At 44.4% G+C, this 23372-nt stretch carries 18 protein-coding genes; 14 read left to right on the forward strand and 4 right to left on the reverse strand.

Translation table 11 applies throughout. The features are described from left to right. The first annotated feature begins 246 nt into the window (after positions 1-246). The 7 genes from MKY85_RS14665 to MKY85_RS14695 all read left to right on the forward strand — a co-directional run bounded on the left by MKY85_RS14665 (position 247) and on the right by MKY85_RS14695 (position 11466). A complete protein-coding gene (locus MKY85_RS14665) occupies positions 247-1833 on the forward strand; it encodes a response regulator (protein ID WP_342573165.1) in 1587 nt (528 codons plus the stop codon). Continuing rightward, on the forward strand, positions 1815-3554 hold the full coding sequence (locus tag MKY85_RS14670) for a sensor histidine kinase (protein WP_342573167.1): 1740 nt from the start codon (positions 1815-1817) through the stop codon (positions 3552-3554). Before MKY85_RS14665 ends, MKY85_RS14670 begins: the two co-directional genes overlap by 19 nt. A 121-nt stretch (positions 3555-3675) precedes the next feature. Then, a complete protein-coding gene (locus MKY85_RS14675; protein WP_339261206.1) occupies positions 3676-5337 on the forward strand; it encodes an ABC transporter substrate-binding protein in 1662 nt (553 codons plus the stop codon). Positions 5338-5378: 41 nt separating this feature from the next. After that, on the forward strand, positions 5379-7052 hold the full coding sequence (locus MKY85_RS14680) for an ABC transporter substrate-binding protein (protein ID WP_342573168.1): 1674 nt from the start codon (positions 5379-5381) through the stop codon (positions 7050-7052). Between the two features lie 176 nt (positions 7053-7228). Continuing rightward, positions 7229-8170, forward strand: coding sequence for an ABC transporter permease subunit (locus MKY85_RS14685; RefSeq protein ID WP_339243073.1), 942 nt, complete (start codon positions 7229-7231; stop codon positions 8168-8170). A 15-nt stretch (positions 8171-8185) separates the two neighbouring features. Further along, positions 8186-9106: a carbohydrate ABC transporter permease gene (locus MKY85_RS14690; protein ID WP_342573170.1), complete on the forward strand. Its 921-nt coding sequence runs from the start codon at positions 8186-8188 to the stop codon at positions 9104-9106. A 98-nt stretch (positions 9107-9204) separates the two neighbouring features. Continuing rightward, the gene (locus MKY85_RS14695; RefSeq protein WP_342573173.1) at positions 9205-11466 is read left to right on the forward strand and encodes a glycoside hydrolase family 3 N-terminal domain-containing protein; all 2262 of its coding nucleotides are present in this window, start codon (positions 9205-9207) and stop codon (positions 11464-11466) included. Between the two features lie 109 nt (positions 11467-11575). Here the strand turns inward: MKY85_RS14695 and MKY85_RS14700 are convergent, their stop codons facing one another. After that, positions 11576-12220 carry a TetR/AcrR family transcriptional regulator gene (locus MKY85_RS14700; RefSeq protein ID WP_339242728.1) on the reverse strand — a complete coding sequence of 215 codons (645 nt, stop codon included), beginning with the start codon at positions 12218-12220 and terminating at the stop codon, positions 11576-11578. Beyond that, positions 12213-13415 carry an MFS transporter gene (locus MKY85_RS14705; protein ID WP_342573176.1) on the reverse strand — a complete coding sequence of 401 codons (1203 nt, stop codon included), beginning with the start codon at positions 13413-13415 and terminating at the stop codon, positions 12213-12215. Before MKY85_RS14705 ends, MKY85_RS14700 begins: the two co-directional genes overlap by 8 nt. 142 nt (positions 13416-13557) lie before the next feature. Here MKY85_RS14705 and MKY85_RS14710 point away from each other — a divergent pair, with 142 nt between their 5' ends. The 4 genes from MKY85_RS14710 (at position 13558) to MKY85_RS14725 (ending at position 17470) form a co-directional block, all read left to right on the forward strand. Continuing rightward, positions 13558-13977, forward strand: coding sequence for a DUF3237 domain-containing protein (locus MKY85_RS14710; RefSeq protein WP_342573177.1), 420 nt, complete (start codon positions 13558-13560; stop codon positions 13975-13977). Between the two features lie 345 nt (positions 13978-14322). Next, positions 14323-15810, forward strand: coding sequence for a histidine-type phosphatase (locus MKY85_RS14715; RefSeq protein ID WP_342573179.1), 1488 nt, complete (start codon positions 14323-14325; stop codon positions 15808-15810). Positions 15811-16007: 197 nt separating this feature from the next. Further along, positions 16008-16499: a sigma-70 family RNA polymerase sigma factor gene (locus MKY85_RS14720; protein ID WP_339302434.1), complete on the forward strand. Its 492-nt coding sequence runs from the start codon at positions 16008-16010 to the stop codon at positions 16497-16499. Then, positions 16499-17470, forward strand: a complete 972-nt coding sequence (locus tag MKY85_RS14725) for a hypothetical protein (protein ID WP_342573181.1) — start codon at positions 16499-16501, stop codon at positions 17468-17470. The genes MKY85_RS14720 and MKY85_RS14725 overlap by 1 nt, the downstream gene beginning before the upstream one ends. 87 nt (positions 17471-17557) lie before the next feature. Here MKY85_RS14725 and MKY85_RS14730 read toward each other — a convergent pair whose 3' ends face one another. Next, a complete protein-coding gene (locus MKY85_RS14730) occupies positions 17558-18124 on the reverse strand; it encodes a GNAT family N-acetyltransferase (RefSeq protein ID WP_339242735.1) in 567 nt (188 codons plus the stop codon). 30 nt (positions 18125-18154) lie between these two features. Continuing rightward, positions 18155-19030: a LysR family transcriptional regulator gene (locus tag MKY85_RS14735; RefSeq protein ID WP_339243075.1), complete on the reverse strand. Its 876-nt coding sequence runs from the start codon at positions 19028-19030 to the stop codon at positions 18155-18157. A gap of 109 nt (positions 19031-19139) precedes the next feature. Here MKY85_RS14735 and MKY85_RS14740 point away from each other — a divergent pair, with 109 nt between their 5' ends. From MKY85_RS14740 to MKY85_RS14750, 3 genes are all read left to right on the forward strand, one after another. After that, positions 19140-20543: an MFS transporter gene (locus tag MKY85_RS14740; protein ID WP_339242737.1), complete on the forward strand. Its 1404-nt coding sequence runs from the start codon at positions 19140-19142 to the stop codon at positions 20541-20543. Between the two features lie 413 nt (positions 20544-20956). After that, the gene (locus MKY85_RS14745; protein ID WP_339242739.1) at positions 20957-22321 is read left to right on the forward strand and encodes a cytochrome ubiquinol oxidase subunit I; all 1365 of its coding nucleotides are present in this window, start codon (positions 20957-20959) and stop codon (positions 22319-22321) included. Further along, the gene (locus tag MKY85_RS14750; protein WP_339261225.1) at positions 22321-23334 is read left to right on the forward strand and encodes a cytochrome d ubiquinol oxidase subunit II; all 1014 of its coding nucleotides are present in this window, start codon (positions 22321-22323) and stop codon (positions 23332-23334) included. The genes MKY85_RS14745 and MKY85_RS14750 overlap by 1 nt, the downstream gene beginning before the upstream one ends. Positions 23335-23372 lie beyond the last annotated feature (38 nt).

Consider the following 23372-nt stretch of genomic DNA (forward strand, 5'->3'; position numbering starts at 1 on the left):
TTTCTTTTCTGAGCTAAGATAAAGCCATTGATTCAAGCCGAATCAACGGCTTTTTGGTGTGAAATCACTGTTTTTAATAGTCCTTTCGCGCAATAAATATAACGATCTATGCAATGAAATTACAGATTGCAACCTATAAAATGTAAGCATATTACATATTTGAGTATAATTAATGAAACCGCTTCCAGATGGGAGGAGAGTAGTTTCTGGCGGGGGTATTTTCGTTTGAAGAAAGGGGACAAAAGGATGTTATCAGTACTACTGGTAGATGACGAGATGTACGTACGAAAAGGGCTGTATGAACTCATAAGCTGGATTGAGCTTGATATGGAGATTATCGGAGAGGCAGAGAACGGTCTAGAGGCACTGGATCTGATTGAACGCCTGCAGCCAGATGTGATTATAACCGATATTCGTATGCCGATTCTGGATGGACTGGAACTTATTCGTGCCGTAGAGAAAATGCCTCATCTGGAACCTGTGTTCATTATCATCAGTGGTTATCATGACTTCAAATATGCACAGCAGGCAATCAGGTACGGTGTTCATGACTATATTCTGAAGCCTATTGATGATGAAGAACTGACGGCGACGTTGCAGAAGTCGGCTAATCTCATTTGCAACAAAAGAAAACATATACTCATGGCCGAGGGGCAGGCCAGTAACATCATGTTGGAGGATCTGATCAAAGGTCATGTACAGAAGCAGGATGAACCTCGATATGCCGAGATGCTCGGAATCAATCATAATTCCAATCTGCTCATGACTTTGATTGAACTTCAGACCGGATTAGATGAAATTAAAATTACCATTGAACAGGTACGTGAAGCAGTACAATCTCTCGAGAGTAACTTATGCCAAATGTTCATCAGTGAGCAACAGCACGGCATGTTTGCATTATTAATGTTGTGGTCTAAACCTGATCAAGGTGGCATGGCGTTACAGGATAAGCTGCATTCTATTCATATAACACTGAGCAAAAAGCTTAATCTGGACATCGGTCTTTACGCAGGAACACTCGTCAAAGAGATTGGAGATATCCCACAATCCCTTATGGCGGCTAAAGAAGCAGCCAAGCATAAATATGCAGAAACTGGTGGCGTCGTGCGCTATACGGAGATCAAAGACAAACCACTGTTTGTTTTTAATGTATACCAGGAGGAGGTAGATCAATTAATCTTGAGCCTGGAAGAGGGGGATAGGGCAGCTTACCACAACATTGTAGAAGAGAAATTCAAATTGTTTCATATGAATCGATTTTCTCCTCAGGCTGTAGCTGGTTCTCTGTTGCATTATATAACGGGTATTCTCGCTGTAGTCCACGAAATGGATGGTACTGATGAAGGGCTGCAGCAGCTAAAGGAGCTGGCACAACAAAGTCATGAAGGGTGGAATTTAAGACTACTGAAGAATGCTTTTCTCATGGCGCTGGAGGAAGCCGAGCATTATGTGTCTCATTTGCGAATGGAGCGATCCAAAGGGGATATCAGCAGGATCAAACGGTATATTGATGCTAATTATACCGAGAACATCAATCTCAAAAGCATTGCTGCGCTCTTCTACATGAATCCCGTTTATCTTGGGCGGTTATTCCGCAAAAGCTACAATCAGTACTTCAATGACTATCTGCTGAACCTGCGGATTCATGAGGCGAAGAAGTTACTGCGGCAGACGGATCTGAGAATGTACGAGGTCGCTGCACGCGTGGGATTTCAGAATGCAGATTATTTTGTAACCCAGTTTGAGAAGCTCGTTAAGTTATCGCCTACAGAGTATCGCAATCTCCTTATGGGAAATGAACAGCGAGGTGCACAATGCCAAGATGGAACCTGAATTACATGAAGCTTCGAGATAAGCTACTGCTGATGTATGTCCTGTCCGTGTTTATTCCCATTGTTGTTACCAATGTGGTGTTCTACAATGTTACATCCGCCAATATTCGTAGTCAGAAAACTCGTGATGCCGGCATGGCCTTGAACAATCTGAAGAACGACCTGCGTGTAACCATTGATCAGGGCGTCGGTCTCTCTTATTCGTTATATACGGATCCTGTGTTCAATGACACCATCTCGCGTTCGTTTCGAAGTCATTTTGAGTACATTGACGCTTATAATTCGTACCTGAAAGGGCAATTCTCCGGTCAATTGAATCAGGGGATTCGCTGGTATCAAGTGTATACCGATAATCCTACCATTCTATCTTCCGGTTATATTGATCGTTTAACTGATGTGGTCCGAAGCTCAGACTGGTACGTTCAATTTCAGGCATACTCCGCTCCTTATCCGGCTCTGATCTCATCTGATCAAATGTTAAGTCTGGTACAAAGGCTCGACAATCTGGACACTGGGGGGAGAGAGCAGTTACTTAAAATTGACCTCAACATGGAGACGATCAAGCAGTATTTTCACAACAGCGGATTCGACGGAAAAGTGTATTTAGTTGATCCAGGAGGACACATCCAATTTTCAAATGATTATACAGCAGAAGCATCTCTGATAGGGAAACGTTACAGTGAGATCCAGTTTCCGAACAAAATGATTCCCTTTGAACTTACGTATACAGGCATTAACTATCTGGAAGGGTGGTCCCTGCATGGCGTTATGGATGAAGAAATTGTGCTGAAGGAGGTACGGAAGTCCCGTTCCTTCGTGGTTTGGCTTGCTTGCATTAATTTTGTCTTGCCTTCCATCATCATCGCGGCCATGTCCAGATCCATCCATGTCAGACTGGTGCGGATTCTAAAACATATGAAAAAAGTGAAAACACAGAATTTTCAGACGATTCCTCCTGAAGATGCAAGAGATGAGATCGGTCAGCTCACGATGGAATTCAATCGAATGACCGAGACGATCCATAACTTGATTCATGAGGTATATCTAGCTGACATTCAGAAGAAAGACCTAGAGTTAAAACAGCAGCAAGCTCAGCTTCATGCACTCCATAGCCAGATCAACCCTCATTTTTTGTTTAATACCCTGGAGTCGGTACGGATGCGGAGCCTCATCAAGGGCGAGAAAGAGACCGCCAAAATTGTGCATAACATGGCCAAGATGTTTCGCAAGTCGATCAGTTGGAATCAGAATGATGTGACAGTGAAGGAAGAACTCGAACTCATCGAGAGTTTTTTGCAAATTCAGAAATATCGCTTTGGCGACAAACTCCAATACAGCATTGAAGCTGATCCTGCGGTACTGATGTACCGAATCCCCAAGATGGTAATTCTCCCCTTTGTGGAAAATGCAAGTATTCATGGTATTGAATCATCTCCGGGTGTAGGCATCATTCAACTCTTCGTTTCGACTGAAATTGACCACCTACTTATCCGACTAACGGATAACGGAATAGGGATGTCACAAGCTAGATTGGAAGAATTGCTGAGCTATCTGAATCAGAACACGGATATGGGAGAGCATGTTGGCATGAAAAATGCGTATAGTCGCTTAAAACTTTGTTATAAAAATCACTTTACATTTGACATCCAGACAGGGGAAGGAGAAGGGACACGTATCCAAATTAAGCTTCCACTTGATCCATCAGCCATGCCAGGCGACTAAATATGAGGGATATACTTTTCAAAGTAGGAGGTACACTTTCATGGGTAACTTTGAAAGCGCTATCTTGATATATTGAGAAGGCTTAAAGACACAAACAATACTTGAAGGGGGCATTTGCTACATGTTTAGAAAAAGAAACATTATAACAGGTCTGGCAATTTTACTGGCTGTAACGCTGGGAGGTTGCAATAAAGCCAGTCCGCAAGCCTCTTATCCTGACAGTAATGACAACACCCCGGTCACCTTTAAATATTTCACGTTTGGCGGTGGCAAGAAGGATATTCTGGCAAGCAGCACGACCATTGGCAAGAAGTTACAGGAACAAACAGGTGTTGACTGGAAGATGGAATATCTGGTCGGCGACGGTGCAACCAAGGCAGGTGTCATGATTGCGAGTGGGGATTACCCCGACATCATCGACTCCAGTGGTGAAATGGCTAAGTTGATGGATGCAGGATCTTTTATCCCACTGGATGAACTGATCGATCAATACGGGCCTAACATCAAGCGGGTATACGGGCCTTATATGGACAAATTCAGACAGGAGGATGGAAAGATCTATTTCTTGCCATACACAGCCAACATTGGTTATGTGTCAGAGCCTAACTTCCAGACCGGCTTCTACATTCAGCGGGCTGTGCTCAAAGAGTTTAACTATCCCAAGATCAAAACGCTGGACGAATATTTTGACTTGATTGAGCAATACAAGCAAAAGCATCCGCAGATCGATGGAAAAGAAACCATCGGCTTCGCCACACTTGCGGGTGAGTCGGGCAGCTTCTTCACCCTGCTAAATCCGGCCATGCATCTGGCAGGTTATCCAAACGATGGCAGTGTGATGGTGGATATGCAGAGCCATGAAGCCAAACTGGTAGCCGGATCTGATTATCAGAAACAATGGATTCAGAAGCTGAGCGAAGTTAACGCACAGGGGATGTTTGATCCCGAATCCTTCACAATGAACCAGGATCAGTATCTCGCCAAGTTGACGTCCGGTCGGGTTCTGGGATATTTCAGTTACTCCTGGCAGGTTGGAGACGCAACGAACAACCTCAAGAAGGCTGGACTTGATGATAAACGATATGTATCTCTACCGATCGTATTTGATGACAGTGTCAAAGACCAGTATGTGGACCCGCCAGGTTTTGTGAACAACTATGGTGTCGGAATTACCGTAAATGCCAAAGATCCCGTGCGAATTGTTAAATATTTTGATAATTTGCTCAAGGAAGAAAACCAGATTCTGGTGCAATGGGGCATTGAGGACGAGACGTATAGTGTGAATGACGAAGGTCGCTTTTATTTCAAAAATGATGACCAACGCAAGGCACATGAAGATCCCGAATTAAGTCGTAAGTTCGGCTTTGACTATTTTAATTACAGCTGGCCTCGTTACGGCAATAACTCCGTACTGGAGGATGGCAACGCCTATGGACCAGGCAATCAACCAGAAGTGGCTACCTTTAGTTACACGGACGGTGACAAGCTGTTGTTAGAGAAATATGGTGTGGAGACATTCACAGAACTATTCAGCACACCGGATGAGCGTCCTTGGTCACCTGCTTGGTCCATTGCATTGGAGCAGGGCTCTCCTGAACAGATTTTCATCACCAAGGCAGAAGATCTCCAGAAGAAATATTTACCCAAAATGATTATGGACTCGCCTTCTACGTTCGAGAACACATGGAATGAGTATATGAGTCAATTGAATCAACTGGACAAGAAAACATATGAAGCTACGATAACACAGGCAGTGAAGGATCGTGTAGCTGGCAAATGGTGAGTGCAATCCATAGAGACCATAAGGAACGGGGGAATATTCACATGTTAAAAGCGAAAGTTAGAATAGCAAGTTTAGCTGTATTAGTGACTGTTTTGCTGGCTGGGTGCAATCAGAACAATTCGTCATCACCTTCAGCCACAGGTGATGATGAGAACAGTCCAGTCACGTTCTCGTATTACATGTTCTCTCCAGGCAAGAAGGATACTCTGGCAAGCGAAACAACAATCGGTAAAGTGTTGCAAGAACAAACAGGTGTGGACTGGAAGTTGGAATATCTGGTAGGTGATAGTGCGACAAAAGCCGGTGTCATGATTGCCAGTGGAGACTATCCAGATGTCATTAGCTCCAGTGGTGAGATGTCCAAGTTATTGGATGCCGGGGCCTATATTCCGCTGGATGATCTGATTGAGGAATACGGCCCTAATATCAAAAGAGTATATGGACCATACTTCGATAAAATGAAAAATGCAGAAGACGGAAAAATCTATGCGCTGCCTTATACGGCTAATCAGGGTGAGTATTCAGGTAGTCCAAATGTTGGTGGGGGAGCCTTCTGGATTCAGCGCTCTGTTCTCAAAGAGTTTAATTATCCCAAGATTACTACACTGGATGAATATTTTGATCTGATTCAGGATTACAAGGAAAAACATCCAACAGTTGATGGTGCAGAGACGATCGGATTTGTGTCACTTGCAGGTGTGGCCAATAACTTCTTCACCTTGCAGAATCCAGCGATGCATCTCGCCGGTTATCCGAACGATGGCAGTGTCATGGTTGACATGACTACCCATGAAGCGAAAGTCGTCGCCGGAACAGATGCACAGAAAAAATGGATTCAGAAGTTAAATGAGATTAATGCTCAAGGGATGCTGGATCCGGAATCCTTTACGATGAACAAAGACCAGTATTTGGCCAAACTGACTTCGGGTCGTGTGTTAGGATACTTCAATTATGGCTGGCAGATTGGGGATGCGTCGAAAAACCTGCTCTCGGCAGGCATTGATGAGAAGCGCTATGCACCACTTCCGATCGTGTTTGATGAAGGAATTAAGGATCAATATGTTGATCCTCCCGGCTTCGTTAACAACTATGCAACCGGTATCTCGGTGAACGCCAAAGACCCTGTTCGTATCATCAAATACTTTGATAATTTGCTGAAGGAAGAGAATCAGGTTCTGGTGCAATGGGGCATCAAGGACGAGACGTACAGTGTGGATGAAAAGGGCCGCTTTTATTATGCAAATGAAGATCAACGCAAGGCTCATGATGATCTGGAGCTCAGCCGTAAATTCGGGTTCACCTACTTTGGTACAGATTGGCCGAAATATGGCGGTGAATCTACACTATCCGATGGTAACGCTTATAGCCCTGGCAACCAGCCGGAAGTGGCCGCTGCATCTTACACCGAGGGAGACAAGAAATTCCTTGAAGCCTACGGTATCCAAACTTTTAGTGAATTGTTCAACAAACCGGAAGAGCGGCCTTGGTTCCCGGCTTGGTCCATCGCATTGGAGCAAGGATCACCTGAACAGATCTTCACGACCAAATCGGATGATTTGCAACGTAAATACTTGCCGGAAATGATCTTGGGAGCACCCTCGAATTTTGATAAGCTGTGGGATGCCTACATGGCTGAATTGAACAAATTGGACAAAGCTGGTTATGAAGCGACCATTACCAAAGTTGTGAAGGATCGAGTCGCAGGAAAATGGTGATACGAACACTTTAAGTACGTGTTCAAGAATTCTTTTTTTGAACAAACTCGTTAAAACAAACTGTACATGCGCAGGAGAAGACGAAAGAACATAAACTCCGGTTTCTCCTCGCATGATGAACAGCATAGGAAAGGAGCAGGTTCACCGTGGAGAAACCTAATGTCTCCCTTAACTCGATGCCGCCAGCCTCGAATCCGAAGGGAACCAGAGCACATTCATTCTTCAAACGTCTTGTGCAACAACGAACACTTGCCTGGATGTGTATACCTTTTGTCATCTGGGCTTTTATCTTCAAGTACCTGCCGTTATGGGGATGGACCATGGCTTTTCAGAATTTCAAACCGGCGAGATCCTTCTCGGATCAGCAGTGGGTAGGCTGGCAGCATTTTAGTACGTTATTTGAAGACAATACCTTCTACCGGGTGCTGCGCAACACACTTGTCATGAGTTCCATTAAACTGGTATTGGGATTTGTGACAGCAATTACACTGGCCCTCTTGTTGAATGAACTGAAAAATGTCATATTTAAACGCTTTGTGCAAACCGTTAGTTATCTGCCTCACTTTATCTCGTGGGTTGTTGCCTCCAGCATTGTATTAACCGTACTGTCACCAGACGGAATTATCAACCTGCTCCTGATGAAGCTTCACCTGATTGATAGTCCGGTACTATGGATGGGAAAAGGTGAATACTTCTGGGGTATTCTTGGGGCAACCGAGGTGTGGAAGGATGTCGGGTGGAACACTATTATCTATCTGGCAGCGATTACGGCAATTGATCCAGCGCAATATGAAGCTGCCGAGATCGATGGAGCCAGTCGCTTCAAACGGATGTTATATATCACGCTGCCTGGTTTGAAACCGGTTATTGTGATCTTGTTGATCATGAACATGGGAAGTATTCTGGAATCCGGATTCGAGCCGCAATATCTGCTAGGTAACGGGATGAACATGGATTATTCGGAGAATCTGGACATCTTTGTACTGAAATATGGATTAGGGATGGGGAACTTTTCCTTGGGTACAGCAGCCGGCATATTCAAAACTGTGGTCAGTTTTGTCTTCCTTTTCTCTGCGAACTATATAGCGAAAAAAATGGGAGAGAGCAGACTATTCTAAAAGGAGGCCTATACCATGCGAAAAGGAAACACATCCCGCTTGCGGAATAGCAGCACCAGGGATCGAGCGTTTGACACCATTAACATGATCTTCATGGTATGTCTGATGATTGTGACGATCTATCCCTTTGTTAATATGATTGCGGTATCCTTCAATAATGCGAACGATGCCATTCGGGGGGGAATATATCTATGGCCCCGTGTATGGACACTGGACAATTACAAATACATTTTTGGCGAATCCGATATCTATCACGCAACGCTGATCTCTGCCCTGCGTACGGTCATTGGAACCGTGGTCTCCGTCTTCTGTACAGCCATGCTTGCTTATACGGTTAGTCGTCAGGAATTTGTGCTTCGTAAGTTCGTTACAATGTTTTTTGTGTTCACCATGTACTTCAGCGGGGGCTTGATCCCCGGTTATCTGCTGATTCGAGACCTTGGATTGATCGGTTCTTTCTGGGTGTATATCATTCCGGGTGTAATCGGTGTATTCAATATGATCGTCATCCGTTCTTTTATTGAAGGTCTTCCGGAAGGCATTCTGGAGTCAGCCCGTATAGATGGGGCAGGGGAGTTCACGACATTTATCCGTGTTGTCCTGCCACTAACGATTCCCGCAATGGCAACCGTATCACTCTTTGTAGCCGTTGGGCAATGGAATTCCTGGTTCGATGTATTCCTCTACAACTCTTCCAATAAAGAATTAAGCACGTTGCAATACGAATTAATGAAGATTCTGCAAACTTCAACGACCTCAGCGACTTCATCAGCAAGTGATGCTTATCAGTCTGCCGAGAGCAATGCAACGGCGGTTACGCCAACATCAATTCGAGCGACGATGACCATTATTGCGAGTGTTCCTATTCTGATGGTGTATCCGTTCTTGCAGAAATACTTTGTACAGGGCATGACGATTGGTGGCGTGAAGGGATAGTCATGATCTGCATATCATTTCATTGAATTATGTCAACGCAACAAACGATACCGTATTAGCGTCTATTCATCCATAGAATAACAACAGGAGTGAAACAAATGCATGTAAAATGGATGACGATGATTGGTGCCGTCCTCGGATCTGTGCTTATAGGGGTGGGGACGGCAGCTGCGGAAGAAAATTTTGTTGATCTTAAGTATTCAAAGTGGGCAGAGGATGGCATCACGTATATGGCGAAACGGGGAACAGTAGCCGGATACGGTAATGGGATCTTCAAGCCTGAGGCACTTGTGACACGGGCACAAGCCGTCACTTTTATGGTACGGGAGCTTTATCCAGATCAGCTTCAGAGAGCAGTGGATGGCACAACCTATTCGGATGTTCCAACGACACACCCTTTCCATCGAGAAATCATGATAGCTGCTAAAAATGGACTTGCGAGTGGTTTCCCTAACGGAACCTTCCGTCCGGATGCACCGCTTAGCCGCGCAGAGACTGCGGCCTTCCTTACAAGGGCATATTCACTCTCGGAAGGTAAGAAGCCCGCAAAATGGACCGATACGGACAAGCATTGGGCGGCAGCGCCTATTCTTATTATGAGTTCCAACGGCTTGGTCGGTGGTTATTCGGATGCCACTTTCCGTCCAAATCAAGCTGTCACGCGCGCTGAATATGCCGTATTCATGGCGAGAGTCATTCGCTTCGAACGCGAAGCAGCCATTCGGGCGCAAGATTGGGATAAGCTGATATCTTATATGACGGTAAGTGAGCAAGTGGGTCAGATGCTTATGCCCGATGTTAGGCAATGGAATGGTAAAGCGACGACGAGCGTTAATGAGGGGCTGAAACGCAGTATCCATGATCAAGACTTGGGCGGACTTATTCTTTTTGACAAAAATATTGTTGACGCAAGGCAGCTTACAACGTTCACACATGATATGCAAAGAGAAGCAGGTGACATTCCGCTATTTCTTAGTATCGACCAAGAAGGTGGTGTGATTAAGCGAATACCAGGCGGTACGAATCTGCCAGGTCAGATGGCGTTGGGCGCAACTGGAGATGCAGCGCTTGCCGAAGCGGCTGGTCAGCTGACTGGGGAGGAACTGAAGGCACTGGGAATTCAGATTAACTTTGCGCCAGTGCTGGATATCAACAGTAATCCAGATAACCCCATCATTGGTATACGCTCGTTTGGCTCGGAGCCAGATTTGGTAACGCGACTAGGTCTCGCAACGATAAAGGGCTTGCAGCAATCCGGGGTGATGGCGGCAGTGAAGCATTTTCCGGGTCACGGAGATACGCAGGTAGACTCCCATCTCGGAATGCCTGTACTAACTCATCATCGCGAGCGGTTGGATGCGGTTGAATTAAAACCATTTCGAGCTGCGATTGAAAACGGGGTAGAGATGATTATGACCGCGCATATTGCTTTTCCTGCCATAGATAACGAACATGTCACTTCGCTCAAAGACGGTGAACGTGTGCCGATTCCAGCTACCTTATCGAAAAAAGTACTGACAGGACTTCTTCGCGAAGAACTGGGATATAAAGGTCTCATCATTTCCGATGCATTCACCATGAATGCCATTGCGGAGCATTTTGGGGAGAATACATCGGTAGAACGTGCCGTTTCCGCAGGTGTTGATATCATCCTTATGCCAAAAGATTCAGCAGCGGCCCATCAAACGCTGGTGAATGCGGTGAACAATGGAACGATCAAGGATGAAACTATACACGCATCTGTGAAACGAATCCTGGAGATGAAAGCGAAATATGGTTTGTTTGAACGTAACCAGACTCTTGCGCAAAAGCTAACTCAGCTTAACGGTATTATTGGATCGAAGGAGCATCGAGCGGTGGAGCAGAAAATCGCAGAACGTGCGGTCACCGTACTCAGCAGCCGCGAAGGTATGCTTCCAGATCAAATTCAGCAAGGCGATCGGGTTGTTATTGTCGCAGCCGAGCAGGATCAGGCGAATCAGCTTGAAAAACAACTGTTGCAAGCTGCTAATAACCTGTCGTTAAAGACTGAAATTGCACTTGTTGGACAAGGCAAAATGAATGAAACGCTCCAGGCGATTGGCAAAGCGAATTATGTCATTCTTGCTTCTTACCAATTCCGGAATGTAGCCAGCCAGTTCGGATGGAGCGATTATCAAACCTTGATTAATGCAGTGAACAAGAGTAATCTGCGATATACGCTGTTGTCATTGGGTAACCCTTACGAGATGATCTATCTTCAGAATGTGCGCTCAGGGCTTGCAGTGTATGGAAAGCAGGAGCCAAATACGTCTGCCGGGATTAAAGTTTTACTTGGTCAATTGAAACCTGGAGGACAGTTGCCCGTTCAAACGGATTAAAGGTCAATCAATGTAGAGAAAATGAAGAAAAAAGACGGATCCCAGCATACGGAATCCGTCTTTTTATTTTAAACTAAACGTTGATTTCACCGATTCATCTACCACGCCATCACTCGGATATTTCTTCGCTGCAAACAAATTGGAGCAGCATCTTCACAAATTGCTCCGTCATCCGCATATCCAATGCATGATCATGAGCAGCACGAATCGTTACCATACGTTGGAGCATGGCCATCATCGTGGTGAAGATAAACTGAGCCAGATCGAGCGGAGGGGACGGATTCTTAATACTGCCGTCAACAACACCTTGGGATAAAGCGCCCATCAGGAAATGATTTTCTTTCCCATTCTGGTTGAATCGATCGTATGTTTCTCTTAATTCAGGACTAAAATCATACATCTCATAGTTGATATCAAATAATTGAATAAACCGGATGTAGTCTGGATGATCCTGGGCATAAACAACCCATGCATTCAACATCACCGTGAGTTGTTCTCGCCCGTTCATGTCCTTCACCGATGTAAGGCTAACCTCATCCGTTAAATGTTCAATCAGTTGCATCTGAATGGCCAGAAGAAGCTCATCCATAGACTGAAAATGTTTATAAAATGTCACTCTGCTAAGTTCAGCTTTCGTACATACATCCTTAATCTTCACTTGCAGCAATCCATATTTCAAAAAAAGCTCCTTACCTGCTGCAATCAAATCATCACGATGTTTATTTCCCAATTGTTGATGCCAGTTTTCATTCACTTGTATACCGTTGTCCTTTCTTCGAACGAAATGCGTTCAAGGTAAGTCCGAGAGAAGCGAGGAGCATAATTGCACCAAAAATATACGGGAAGTTTATGTTTTTGTCAAACAATAGTCCTGCGATCAGCGGACCAATCACCGTCCCGAGACTGGAGAATGTCGTATTCAGACCCGATGCATAGCCTTGCCGATCTCCTGCATTTTTGGATATTAACGTGCTGAGTGAAGGCCGCAAAAACGAGTTAAAGGCAAAGAATAACGCAGAAGCGAATAACAGAAAGGTCAGGTTTACTTTAATTAACATTAATAATAAAGCGATGGGCGTAATAATTAGGGAAAAACGGATTAGCTTAATTTCACCGATTCGCTGTACGAACCAATCCAAAAGCCAGATTTGCACAACGATACCGATAATTGCGCCCAAGGTAATAATGATGGAGATCGTTGCAGCGTTGAATCCGTATTTTTGTTCTGCAAAAAGCGCGAATACGGTCTCATAACTCATGAGGCCAAAGGTCATGACGAGCAGCACAATCAAGTATTTAAAATACGGTACTTTAAATGAACTCCAGATTTTCTTACCCAAGTGATCTCCCTTTTGAAGTCGGATGGAGACGGTTCTTTTTTCCGGGGGAAGTGTCTCAGGCAGTAGCAGCGTCATCAGTGCAGCAACAAGTCCCAGACCAGCAGCGAAGAAATAAGGCATACGAATCCCCATCTCGGCGATGAGACCACCCAGACCAGGCCCGAGCACCATTCCCAAATTCATGGCTGCACCAAAATAACCCATGCCTTTCGCGCGGGTCTCAGGCGTTGTGATATCCGCGACATAAGCGAGATTCGCAGGAACCATTAAACCAAGACTGATTCCCCCGATAATTCGTGCGACATACAAGAGAGGCAGAGCGGTTGAAAGTGCAAAGATCACATCCGAGACAACGGAAAGAAACATGCCGGCCATGATCAACTTTTTACGTCCAAAGCGGTCAGATAATTTTCCTCCCAATGGTGAAAAGAAGAATTGAGCTGCCCCGAAGGCTGCCACTAGAAATCCGGCGACGGTACCTCCCGCATGAAAGAGCTTCAAGTACTCCGGCAAAATGGGAATAAGCATCCCTTGCCCCAATAAAGCGATAAACAGATTTAACATCAGAATGAATAGTGGAAAGCGAATTGATTTTGGTAATGTACTCATGCTTGTCGTAAGCTCCTTCATTAACATTGTGTTAACCTTTACAGTATGTAAACCATTTTAAATGATTCGAATGAGATATGTAAATGTAAATCTTTTTTAGGTGAGTAGAGCTATAATTAAATTCATATGGAGGTGGGAACGCGTGAATTTGGAGGAACTGTTTACGGTACATGTGAACATCGAGAAAACATTTGATTTACAGAATAGCGAAGGTAATTCAGTTGTCATGATTACTTTTACAGGTCGTGTAACCGGAAAGTACTTTGAGGGAATAGTGCTGGATGGAGGCGTGGATACTCAGATTATCGGGAAGAATGGTGACCCGCATACGCTATCGGCAAGATACATGCTTCAAGGGACAGATCACACAGGAGATAGCTGCAAAATTTATATCGAAAACAACGGAAACATCGATAAAACGCTGAACACTGCTTTATTTCGGACTTCTCCCAAAATGATTACGGACAGTAGAGCCTTATCCTTTTTGAACCGTGAGACATTTGTGGGAGAGGGTTATCCAACGGAGTCCGGAGTAGATATAAAAATATATAGGACGTTATGAGAACGAGGGACTCATGATAACGAATTTGTTCATATGTATCGCACCAAGATAGGCTGTAATACAGATTAAGATTAAGATAAGAGTCGCTAAGGAGCGGCTCTTTTTTTCGTTATGCGATTTTACGTCCATCTTTATATGTATTTTTTTACATTAATTTAACAAAGGATGGATACAGCGCAGACACTTCTCACCTATAGTATGATGAGCGAAAATAAACCAATAATAGGCGGATTAAGGAGAAGACTAATCAATATGATGATCAAAAAAATCGGGATTTCAGTCGTATCACTCACCATGCTAACATCTGCGAGTATGTTTGACGTATAAAGTGCAGCTTCCAAACGCATGATCGAAGTTGCTGAACAATCGGCTAATGTGGTCGTGAACGGACAAAGGGTGGAAGGAGAGTCTTTTCTCTACAATGGAGTTACTTACGTGCCGGCAAGAGCTGTTGGTGAGGCACTGGGACAAGACGTAGACTGGGATAACAACACCCAATCGGTGTTTGTTGGAGCAAAAATTAACGATCAGCAGGGATATCGCGGTACCAAAACGCCATACCCTTTTAAGGAAACGAGTTATACTAAAGCTCCTAATGGATATGAACCCGTATTTATTAATTACATAGGCAGACATGGTTCCAGACATCTATCCAGTTCCAAGTACGACAAGACGCTCTATGAACTGCTCGAAATCGCTGAGAAGGATGGGCAGGCTACCAATCTGGGTAAAGAGCTGAAGAAGGAAATTGGTAAGCTTATGAAAGTCGAAAAAGACCATTATGGCTTGTTATCCACTACGGGTGGAGAAGAACTGAAAGGAATAGGAGCCAGAGTCGGACAGAACTTCAAAGAACTATTCACATCAGATAAAAAAGTAATCGCTCAGGCCACCTTCAAAGATCGAACGCCCCAGAGCAGAGATCAGTTTATTGATGGATTAAAGGAAAGTTTGGGAGATAACAAGGTAGACATTGTGGCTTCAGCCTATGAAGAAGGTAAAGACCCTTATCTGCGGCCCTACGACTTGGCTACGAAGTATAACGAATACGTGGAAGATGGAGACTGGGTTAAGTTATACGAGGATTATGTCACACAGAGCACTGGAACGCGGTATGCAAAAGATGTCCTTTTGCAATTTTTCTCTGAAGACTTTTATCAGCGATTGAATTCTGGAGAGTTCGAGTTGAAGGATGAAAAAGGGAAAGTGAAACTCAGTAACCCAACGGAAGCTGCTTCTAATTTATACGAACTGTACATTATATCTTCGAATATTAAAGGAGAAGGTGATTTCGAATTCGGGCGGTATTTTACGAACAACCAGTTAAAGTTGTATGAGAGCGTTGATAATATCAATGACTTTTATGAAAAAGGTCCATCCTTAACATCCACGGATCTGCCGCAGAATATCATCGCACCCCTGGTCAAAGAATTAATCGTGTCTACCGAACAATCCATTCAGCAGAAGGACACGGCTGGTATATTTCGTTTTGCTCACGCAGAAACCATTATTCCACTATCTTCATTCCTGGATATCGCCGGAGCTAATGTGAGTATCGACAAACCGCAGGACGTGACCCAAAACTGGAATGGCTCAGTCATCTCACCGATGGGAGCAAACATCCAATGGATTTTGTATTCCAATGGTAAGGATGTCCTCGTAAAGATGCTTAGAAATGAAGAAGAAATCGCCTTTCCGATCGAAACAAAGACCTACCCATACTATAAATGGGATGATGTGAAGACATATTACCAAAACAAACTGCAGAAGGTAGGCGTGGAACTGGACAGCAGTTTGGAAGATAATATTGAGCTTTTACAGAAGAAGTTCTAGTCGGGGAGAAGATATACGATTATAACAAGATAAAGATAAAGATAAAGACGAAAAAGATGAAGAAAGCGACTCTCTCCATGGAGCTGCTTTCTTTTTTTGCATGTTAACTAAATTGGACAAATAAAAAAATTCAAAACAAAATGTGACCAAATGCCGTCCTTAGGAGTGTTAGAGGTATAAAGGAGGGCATAACAACCATGCAGCGATCAGTGCCCCAGCTGGGCGATCATGTGATGAAAGTCTATGAGACATATGCGGATACGCTGTTCCGAATTGCCATGGTGCACCTTGGCAGACGGGAAGACGCGGAGGAAGCCACTCAGGATACCTTCATCAAACTAATAGAAAAAGCCCCTACATTCAACGATGCAGAGCATCAAAAAGCATGGTTGATTCGGGTCATCACCAATCATTGCAAATCCTTATTAGGCAGAGGCTGGCGTAAACGGGAGGTCAAGCTGGAGGGTGTCGATGCTCTTACGGCGGACAACCCGGAAGATCACGCGCTGATCGAACTCGTGCTGTCACTGCCCCTCAAGTATAGATCGGTGGTTCATCTGTATTATTACGAAGATTATGCAATTCGGGAAATCAGCGAGATTCTGGAGATTAGCGAGTCAGCGGTGAAGATGAGATTAAAGCGAGGAAGAGAGCTGTTAAAACTGGAGCTGGAAGGAGAGGAACTGTAATGAAGGAAGAACAATTCAAACAAGACTACAAGAAAGCGGTGAATCATATGAAAACAAACGAGCAAATGAAAAAACGGGTAGAGCAAGCTTTGAATACGCAACATCAGGGGCCAAAACGTCAACGCAAACCACTATATATCGCAGCAAGTGTCGTTATCGCTGCCAGCATTGGATTGGCTGCGCCGAGTGTGTGGCAACAATTCAATGGACCAGCCGCACCAACTCCTCAGGTGGCAGAGGTGACTCCGGGCGCGTCGTTTGATCCGATTGTGATTCCAAAGATGGAATTGCCGGATTCACAGGGTAAAGGCGCGATGGCAGATATGCTGCAATTGGTTGTGTATGGAGGAAACGTCTATACACAGTCCCCAACATTGCTTGAAGGCGCACATGCACTCAACCTGCGTGGCGAGAAGCTTGGCACAACAACTGGCGGCATCCATGAGCTGAGCGGTCAGGATAAATACACAGAGCTTGCTTCCAACATTGGCGAAGCAGACATCTATGCGGTGAATGGCTACGATAAGGACTTCCGCATCATGTCTTACACCGAAATCGATGGTCAGGTGTATGCTCAACTATTCGACAAGAACAACGGGATCACCATTGGTACGGGTGCCGACCTGATCGGCAAGCTTCATCTCGAAGGCAACATTACTTCGGCACAATGGGAGACGTTTGATAGCTGGAACAATGGAAAGCAGCAGTTTCAGCCGTTAGCAGCGGATGAATCACTGGAAAGCTTCATCTCTGCGTTATCTGCTGCCAAACCAATTGCAACGAGTCCGGAATTGGAAGAGAACCTCTACGGCAAGGAAGATCGCAAGATCATCTACCTCACGCTGAAAGATACGACACAAGTCCCACTGGTTCTGTTCGGTGAAGGTTTGGTTCGTTACGGTAATGTTCCTGCATTTCTCGAAGTTGAAAAAGGCGCGTTTCAATCCTTCTGGAACAGCTTGGGCGAGTAAGGAGAACACGGAGATACGATTGAATGAAGAAGAGCGAACAGGGCACGAAAGTGCTTTGTTCGCTCTTTAGATTATCGGAGGAGTTGTTTAATTAAAATTTTTGTAATACACCAAATGATCGGTCCACTCATCATTTTCGTGTATGAAACCTTTACGGACACATTCAAATTCCATACCCACGCTTTCAGCTAACTTCACAGAAGGGGTATTATCCAGATTGATATGGGCTTCTATACGGTGGAATTTCAGATGTTTAAATGCAATATGAAGAGCTGCATTCACAGCTTCTTTGCCGTAACCTTTTCGCCAATACTGATTATGGATCGTATATCCGAAGCTTCCCCATTGAAAATCATCTCTCGCCAAGGTTGCAATATCAACCATACCCAGATGTGTGCCATCTTCCTTGCTAAAGACACCGAATACATAAACCGCATCTGTACGCGCTAACTCCTGGTGTCGATCCACCAGATGATGGAACCAATCCAGTGTACATTCACTCATATCCATTTTCCCTTTATCATGGCGGTGCTGGGAGGGCAAGCGTTTTTCAAATTCATTTAACCAATTCTCATAATCGTTTTTCTGTAATGGTCTGATGACTAATCGTTCTGTCTCTGAAATATGATCAAATTTATCTGCTTTTAATTTCAAAATGACATCTCCTTTGGATTGAATTTTTATTCATGGCATAGCATTGAAATGCTCCATAACCACGCTGCGAAACTCTAAAGCGGCTTTGGAAATATACCTGTTTTTATGTGAAAGTAGAGCGATTTCCCGAACGAGTCTATGTTCCTCTACCTGAAGATATCTAATGCGTTCATGCGGGTTTCTGGCTGTGCTTGGTATAAATGCAAGACCGATCTCCGCTTCAACAAGGGCTGTTAATCGTGCAGGCTCATCACCTTCATACACATACTTCGGTACAAAACCAGCGGATTGACATGTAGAATCTACCATATCACGAACACCATAGCCTTGTTTTACCCCAACAAACGACTCATCCTTAAGCTCGGCTAGTTGAATGCTGCTTCGTTCTGCATATCGATGACCCATAGGAACAGCGACTACGATCGGATCGTCATAAAGTATCTGACATTCGATGTCGTCACCTTGCATTGGAGGGGAGGAGAGACCAAAATCTACCTCGCCCCGATATAGAAGCCTGGACATGTTTTCTAACGAAACCATTTGTACATGAAACTGAATGTCCGGTTGATTTTTGCGAAATTCTCGTAGTATACCTGGCAAAGTACTTGCCGTAGTTACCGCCAATTGCAGTATACCCTGATCTTTGTTGGAGAGGTCAGCGATTTCCCGCTTTCCTTGTTCCAATTCAAATAGGGCTTTTTCAGTTCGCTGAAGAAATGTTCTTCCAAAGTCGTTTAGTCGCAGCTTTCTCCCGATTCGATCAAATAAGGGGACTCCCAGGTCATCCTCTAATCGTTGTATCGTTTTGCTCAGAGAGGATTGCGTAACATGCAGCTTTCCCGCAGCTTCCGTAACATGTTCGCATCGGGCCACCGTCAGGAAATATTTTAGTTGAAGAAGCTCCATTTGCACCATTCCTTCATTCCTTCTAGTTCATCAAATCATAACATACAATGCGTTGGAATAAATGAATACTTTCAAGTAAGATGACAGCAGAAGAAGGAGTGATGCACTGATGAACGTTCGAAATAAAGGATTGATGTTGGCTGTTGGGCTTGGAATTATGTTGAATCCGTTGAATTCCTCCATGATTTCGGTGGCAATCTCCAGACTACAACAAGTGTACCAACTTGATTTTACAGCTGTTTCGTGGATCATTTTATCATTTTACATTGCCAGTGCTGTTGCTCAACCCGTCATGGGCAAGTGTAGCGATTTGTTCGGCCGCAGGAAGATCTTCCTCACGGGTCTTGTTATTGTTTTTGTATCGTCCATGCTTGCTCCGTGGTCTTCGAGCTTTTCGTGGCTCATCGTATTCCGGATCGTTCAATCGATTGGCACAAGCATGATGGTAGCCGTCGGAATGGCGATTGTAAGAATTAATGTGACTGACAAGCAAGCCTCCGCATTGTCTACTTTGGCGATATTCCTCTCCGGAGCAGCTGCCATCGGGCCATTTATTGGTGGAGTATTGATACATTGGTGGGACTGGCACAGCATATTCATCGTTAATATTCCGTTTGTCATAGCAAGCTTTGCGTTCGCCTGGAAAACAATTCCGAAGGACGAGTCATCTCCATCGATCACTATTCACATGTCCGTTCGGCAATGGCTTGCATTAATTGATGCATCAGGCATCCTGATGTTTACGGTAGCTTTGGTGACTCTGCTCATCGGATTACTGTCAGTAAATTCCACAGGAGATATTTCTACATGGCATCTGCTGACAGGAGGGATCGGGTTAATTACACTTGTCATGTTCATCCGGCATGAATTAAAAGCAGCCAAGCCATTCATCCCTCTGCGAACGTTTGCCATATATCCCGAGATGACTTGGGTGAATGTACAATACATGCTGGTGAACATCCTGTTTTACGCACTTTTTTTTGGAGTTCCAACGTATTTGAAGCAGGTACGTCATCTCAACGAAGTTCATACAGGAATGAGCATGCTGGCTTTGGGATTATGTTCAGTCATGATTGCTCCGATCGCAGGGCGCTGGATTGACAGATCGGGATCACGGCCAGCTCTGATCGTATCCGCTTCTTTAATGACATTTGGATCTATATTAATCGTTGTTATGAATGAAACTTCTCCAATCTTCATAATCATTGTTGCCTTAGCTTTATTTGGCATAAGTAACGGCTTAAACGCGGTTGGCATGCAAGCAGCTCTGTTCAAAAGCACACCCAAAGAAATGATAGGTGTTTCATCGGGGATTTTTAATACATCACGCTACCTGGGGACCATCATATCATCGTTATTGATTGGTATCGTTATGGGGGATACATTCAATGTGACAGGATTTCAGATGCTTGGAATTATCCTTACGGTATTAGCTGCATCACTGATCATCATGAGCGTACGCCGCGAGGCAGATGCGGTGAGTCCAGAGCAAATAAGCAAGCAAATAAAATAGTGAATCCACGTGCAATACCACGTTTACACCCAATGAATCAATAGCTCTATTGGGTGTATTTTTTGTTTTTCACCAAGTTGTCAGAAAGAGTTGATCCTTTCTTGAACGTTTAGGGTAGAAGACGTGACGTTGATTGAATTAGGTAAAAATAAAGATATAATAATTTTGATTATTAGGTCTCGCATAGCATTTTCTATGCATTTAATATCAGGAATCAACAGGAGTAATCGCAAAGTACATGTGGCAACATATCGTTGTAGCGTACTTTGTGAAAATTTTCTCTTATCCTAAACACACGAATTAGAGGAACGTCCTAATCTGATATTAAATGCAACCAGTGAGTAGCAGACCTGATCATAAGCAAATATTTTTCACTAAAAATCAACAGATTTTGAAAGGAGGCAACATAAAGAATGGCTATTGATACGGTGTTATGGAGCAGACTGGTGACTGGTTTGACACTCGGATTCCACGTTATTTTTGCAACGCTTGGTGTTGGTGTACCTTTGATGATTGCAATTGCAGAGTTCATCGGTATTCGGAAGAAGGATCACCATTACATACTTATGGCAAAGAGGTGGTCCAGAGGATTTGTCATATCTGTGGCGGTTGGTGTGGTGACAGGTACAGCGATATCGCTGCAATTGGCCCTGGTGTGGCCGAATTTTATGAAATTGGCCGGGAATGTTATTGCACTGCCACTATTTATGGAAGTATTCGCGTTCTTTTTTGAAGCGATCTTCTTGGGCATTTATTTGTACACGTGGGATCGGTTCAAAAATCCTTATATCCACTGGTTGCTGACTATACCGGTTGTTGCCGGGGCAGGGATGTCTGCTGTTTTTATCACGACAGTAAATGGATTCATGAACCAGCCTGAAGGCTTTGTCATGGAAGCAGGTCAATTCTTGGCAGTGAATCCTGTACAAGCAATGCTGAATGCGGCGACGTTCTCCAAAGTATTTCATGTATTAAGCTCTGCTTATCTGACAGGAGCTGCTCTGTTAGCAGGAATTGCAGCCTTGGCGATGCTGAGAAAAGGGGTGTCAGCCTACCACAAAAAGGGCCTGAACCTCATGATGGCCGTTGTTCTGGTCTTCAGCTTATTAAACTCCTTAGCCGGAGATGTATCTGCCAAGTTTTTGGCTGAGCATCAACCGGAGAAGCTCGCGGCTGCCGAGTGGCATTTCGAGACGGAAAGCGGCGCGGATCTGATCTTATTAGGATGGCTGAATGCTGAGCATGAAATCATAGGTGCTCTCCATTTGCCGAAAGTGCTCAGCTTTCTTGCCTTTGGAGACTTTAACGCCGAGGTAACCGGGCTGAATGAATTTCCACCCGATGAGCATCCGCCGTTACTTGTGCATTACTTGTTTGATCTGATGGCTGGAATCGGTTTCGCACTGCTTGCGATCTCATCTCTGTATTTCCTGTTTGTGTTCTGGAAGAAACGCAACCAGTTTAACAAGTGGATGCTACGCATGGTTGCACTCAGTGCACCGCTTGCATTTCTGGCCGTTGAGATGGGCTGGTTCTATGCAGAGATCGGGCGGCAGCCCTGGATCATCCGAGGTTATATGCGCGTAGAAGAGGCCGCCACTTCGTCACCGAGTGTACGAATTTTATTTTTCGTCTTCTTGCTTCTGTACATCGTGCTTGGCGTCATCTGTGTTCTCGTGCTGAGACGTTTGTTCAATAACAATCCTGCTGAGCTTGAGATGGAGAAATGGTTGAAAGAGAAGCGTGATCAATCAGCCAAGGGAGGGGAGCAGGCCTGATGAGTTATGAATTAATTGGTATATCGGTACTCTGGCTGTTCTTGTATGGCTATCTTATTGTAGCTTCTATTGATTTTGGAGCAGGTTTTTTCGCCTTTTATGCACGCCTGACCAAGCAGGATCATCTGATTAATCGGCTGATTTCCCGGTATCTATCACCGGTGTGGGAGATCACCAACGTATTTTTTGTCTTTTTCTATATTGGCATCGTCGGGTTTTTCCCGGATACCGCTTATTATTATGGCTCCGCGCTGCTTGTCCCGGGAAGTATTGCCGTCATTCTGCTTGCTATTCGGGGGTCGTTTTATGCTTTTGAGAATTACGGTTCCAAAAATAACATTATATATTTGTTCTTATACGGAGCTACGGGTTTGCTTATCCCGGCATCGTTGTCAGTGGCACTGACACTGTCTGAAGGTGGCTTTATTCTAAAGCAGGGGGAGACGGTTTCCCTGGATTATTGGGCGCTGTTCACCAATCCGTTATCGTGGAGCATCGTTGGACTCGCCATCGTATCCGTATTGTTCATTAGCGGATCATTTCTTACATTTTACGCTTCTCGGGCAGAGGATCATGCGGCATTAAAACTGATGCGTAACTATGCTCTGTTCTGGAGTACACCGACCATTATTCTCGCGCTGACTGCATTTATCTATTTGGGTCAACACAATGAGCGTCATTTTCAAAACATGATGGATTTATGGTGGCTGCTGGCGCTATCCGTTGCATTTTTCATGATTGCCATGTGGCTGTTATATAACGGTCGCCGTTACGGATTAGCTTTTATTTTCATTATGCTGCAATTTTTCACAGCCTTTTTCGCTTACGGCATTGGGCAGTATCCTTATATTCTTGATCCATATATCACGATTCAGAGCAGTGCCACACCGCCAGCAATGGGTTTTGCGCTAGTGGTTGTGTTTATCGGTGGGCTGTGCCTGTTAATTCCTTCTCTTATTCTGGTCTTCAAACTGTTCCTGTTTGATGCGGATTATGTGAAAGGGAAAAAATAAAGGAGGAGCTTTCTGTGAAGAGAAAAGCCAAATCCAAT

It is taken from the genome of Paenibacillus sp. FSL R5-0749 (genome assembly GCF_038595085.1).
GTDB lineage: Bacteria > Bacillota > Bacilli > Paenibacillales > Paenibacillaceae > Paenibacillus.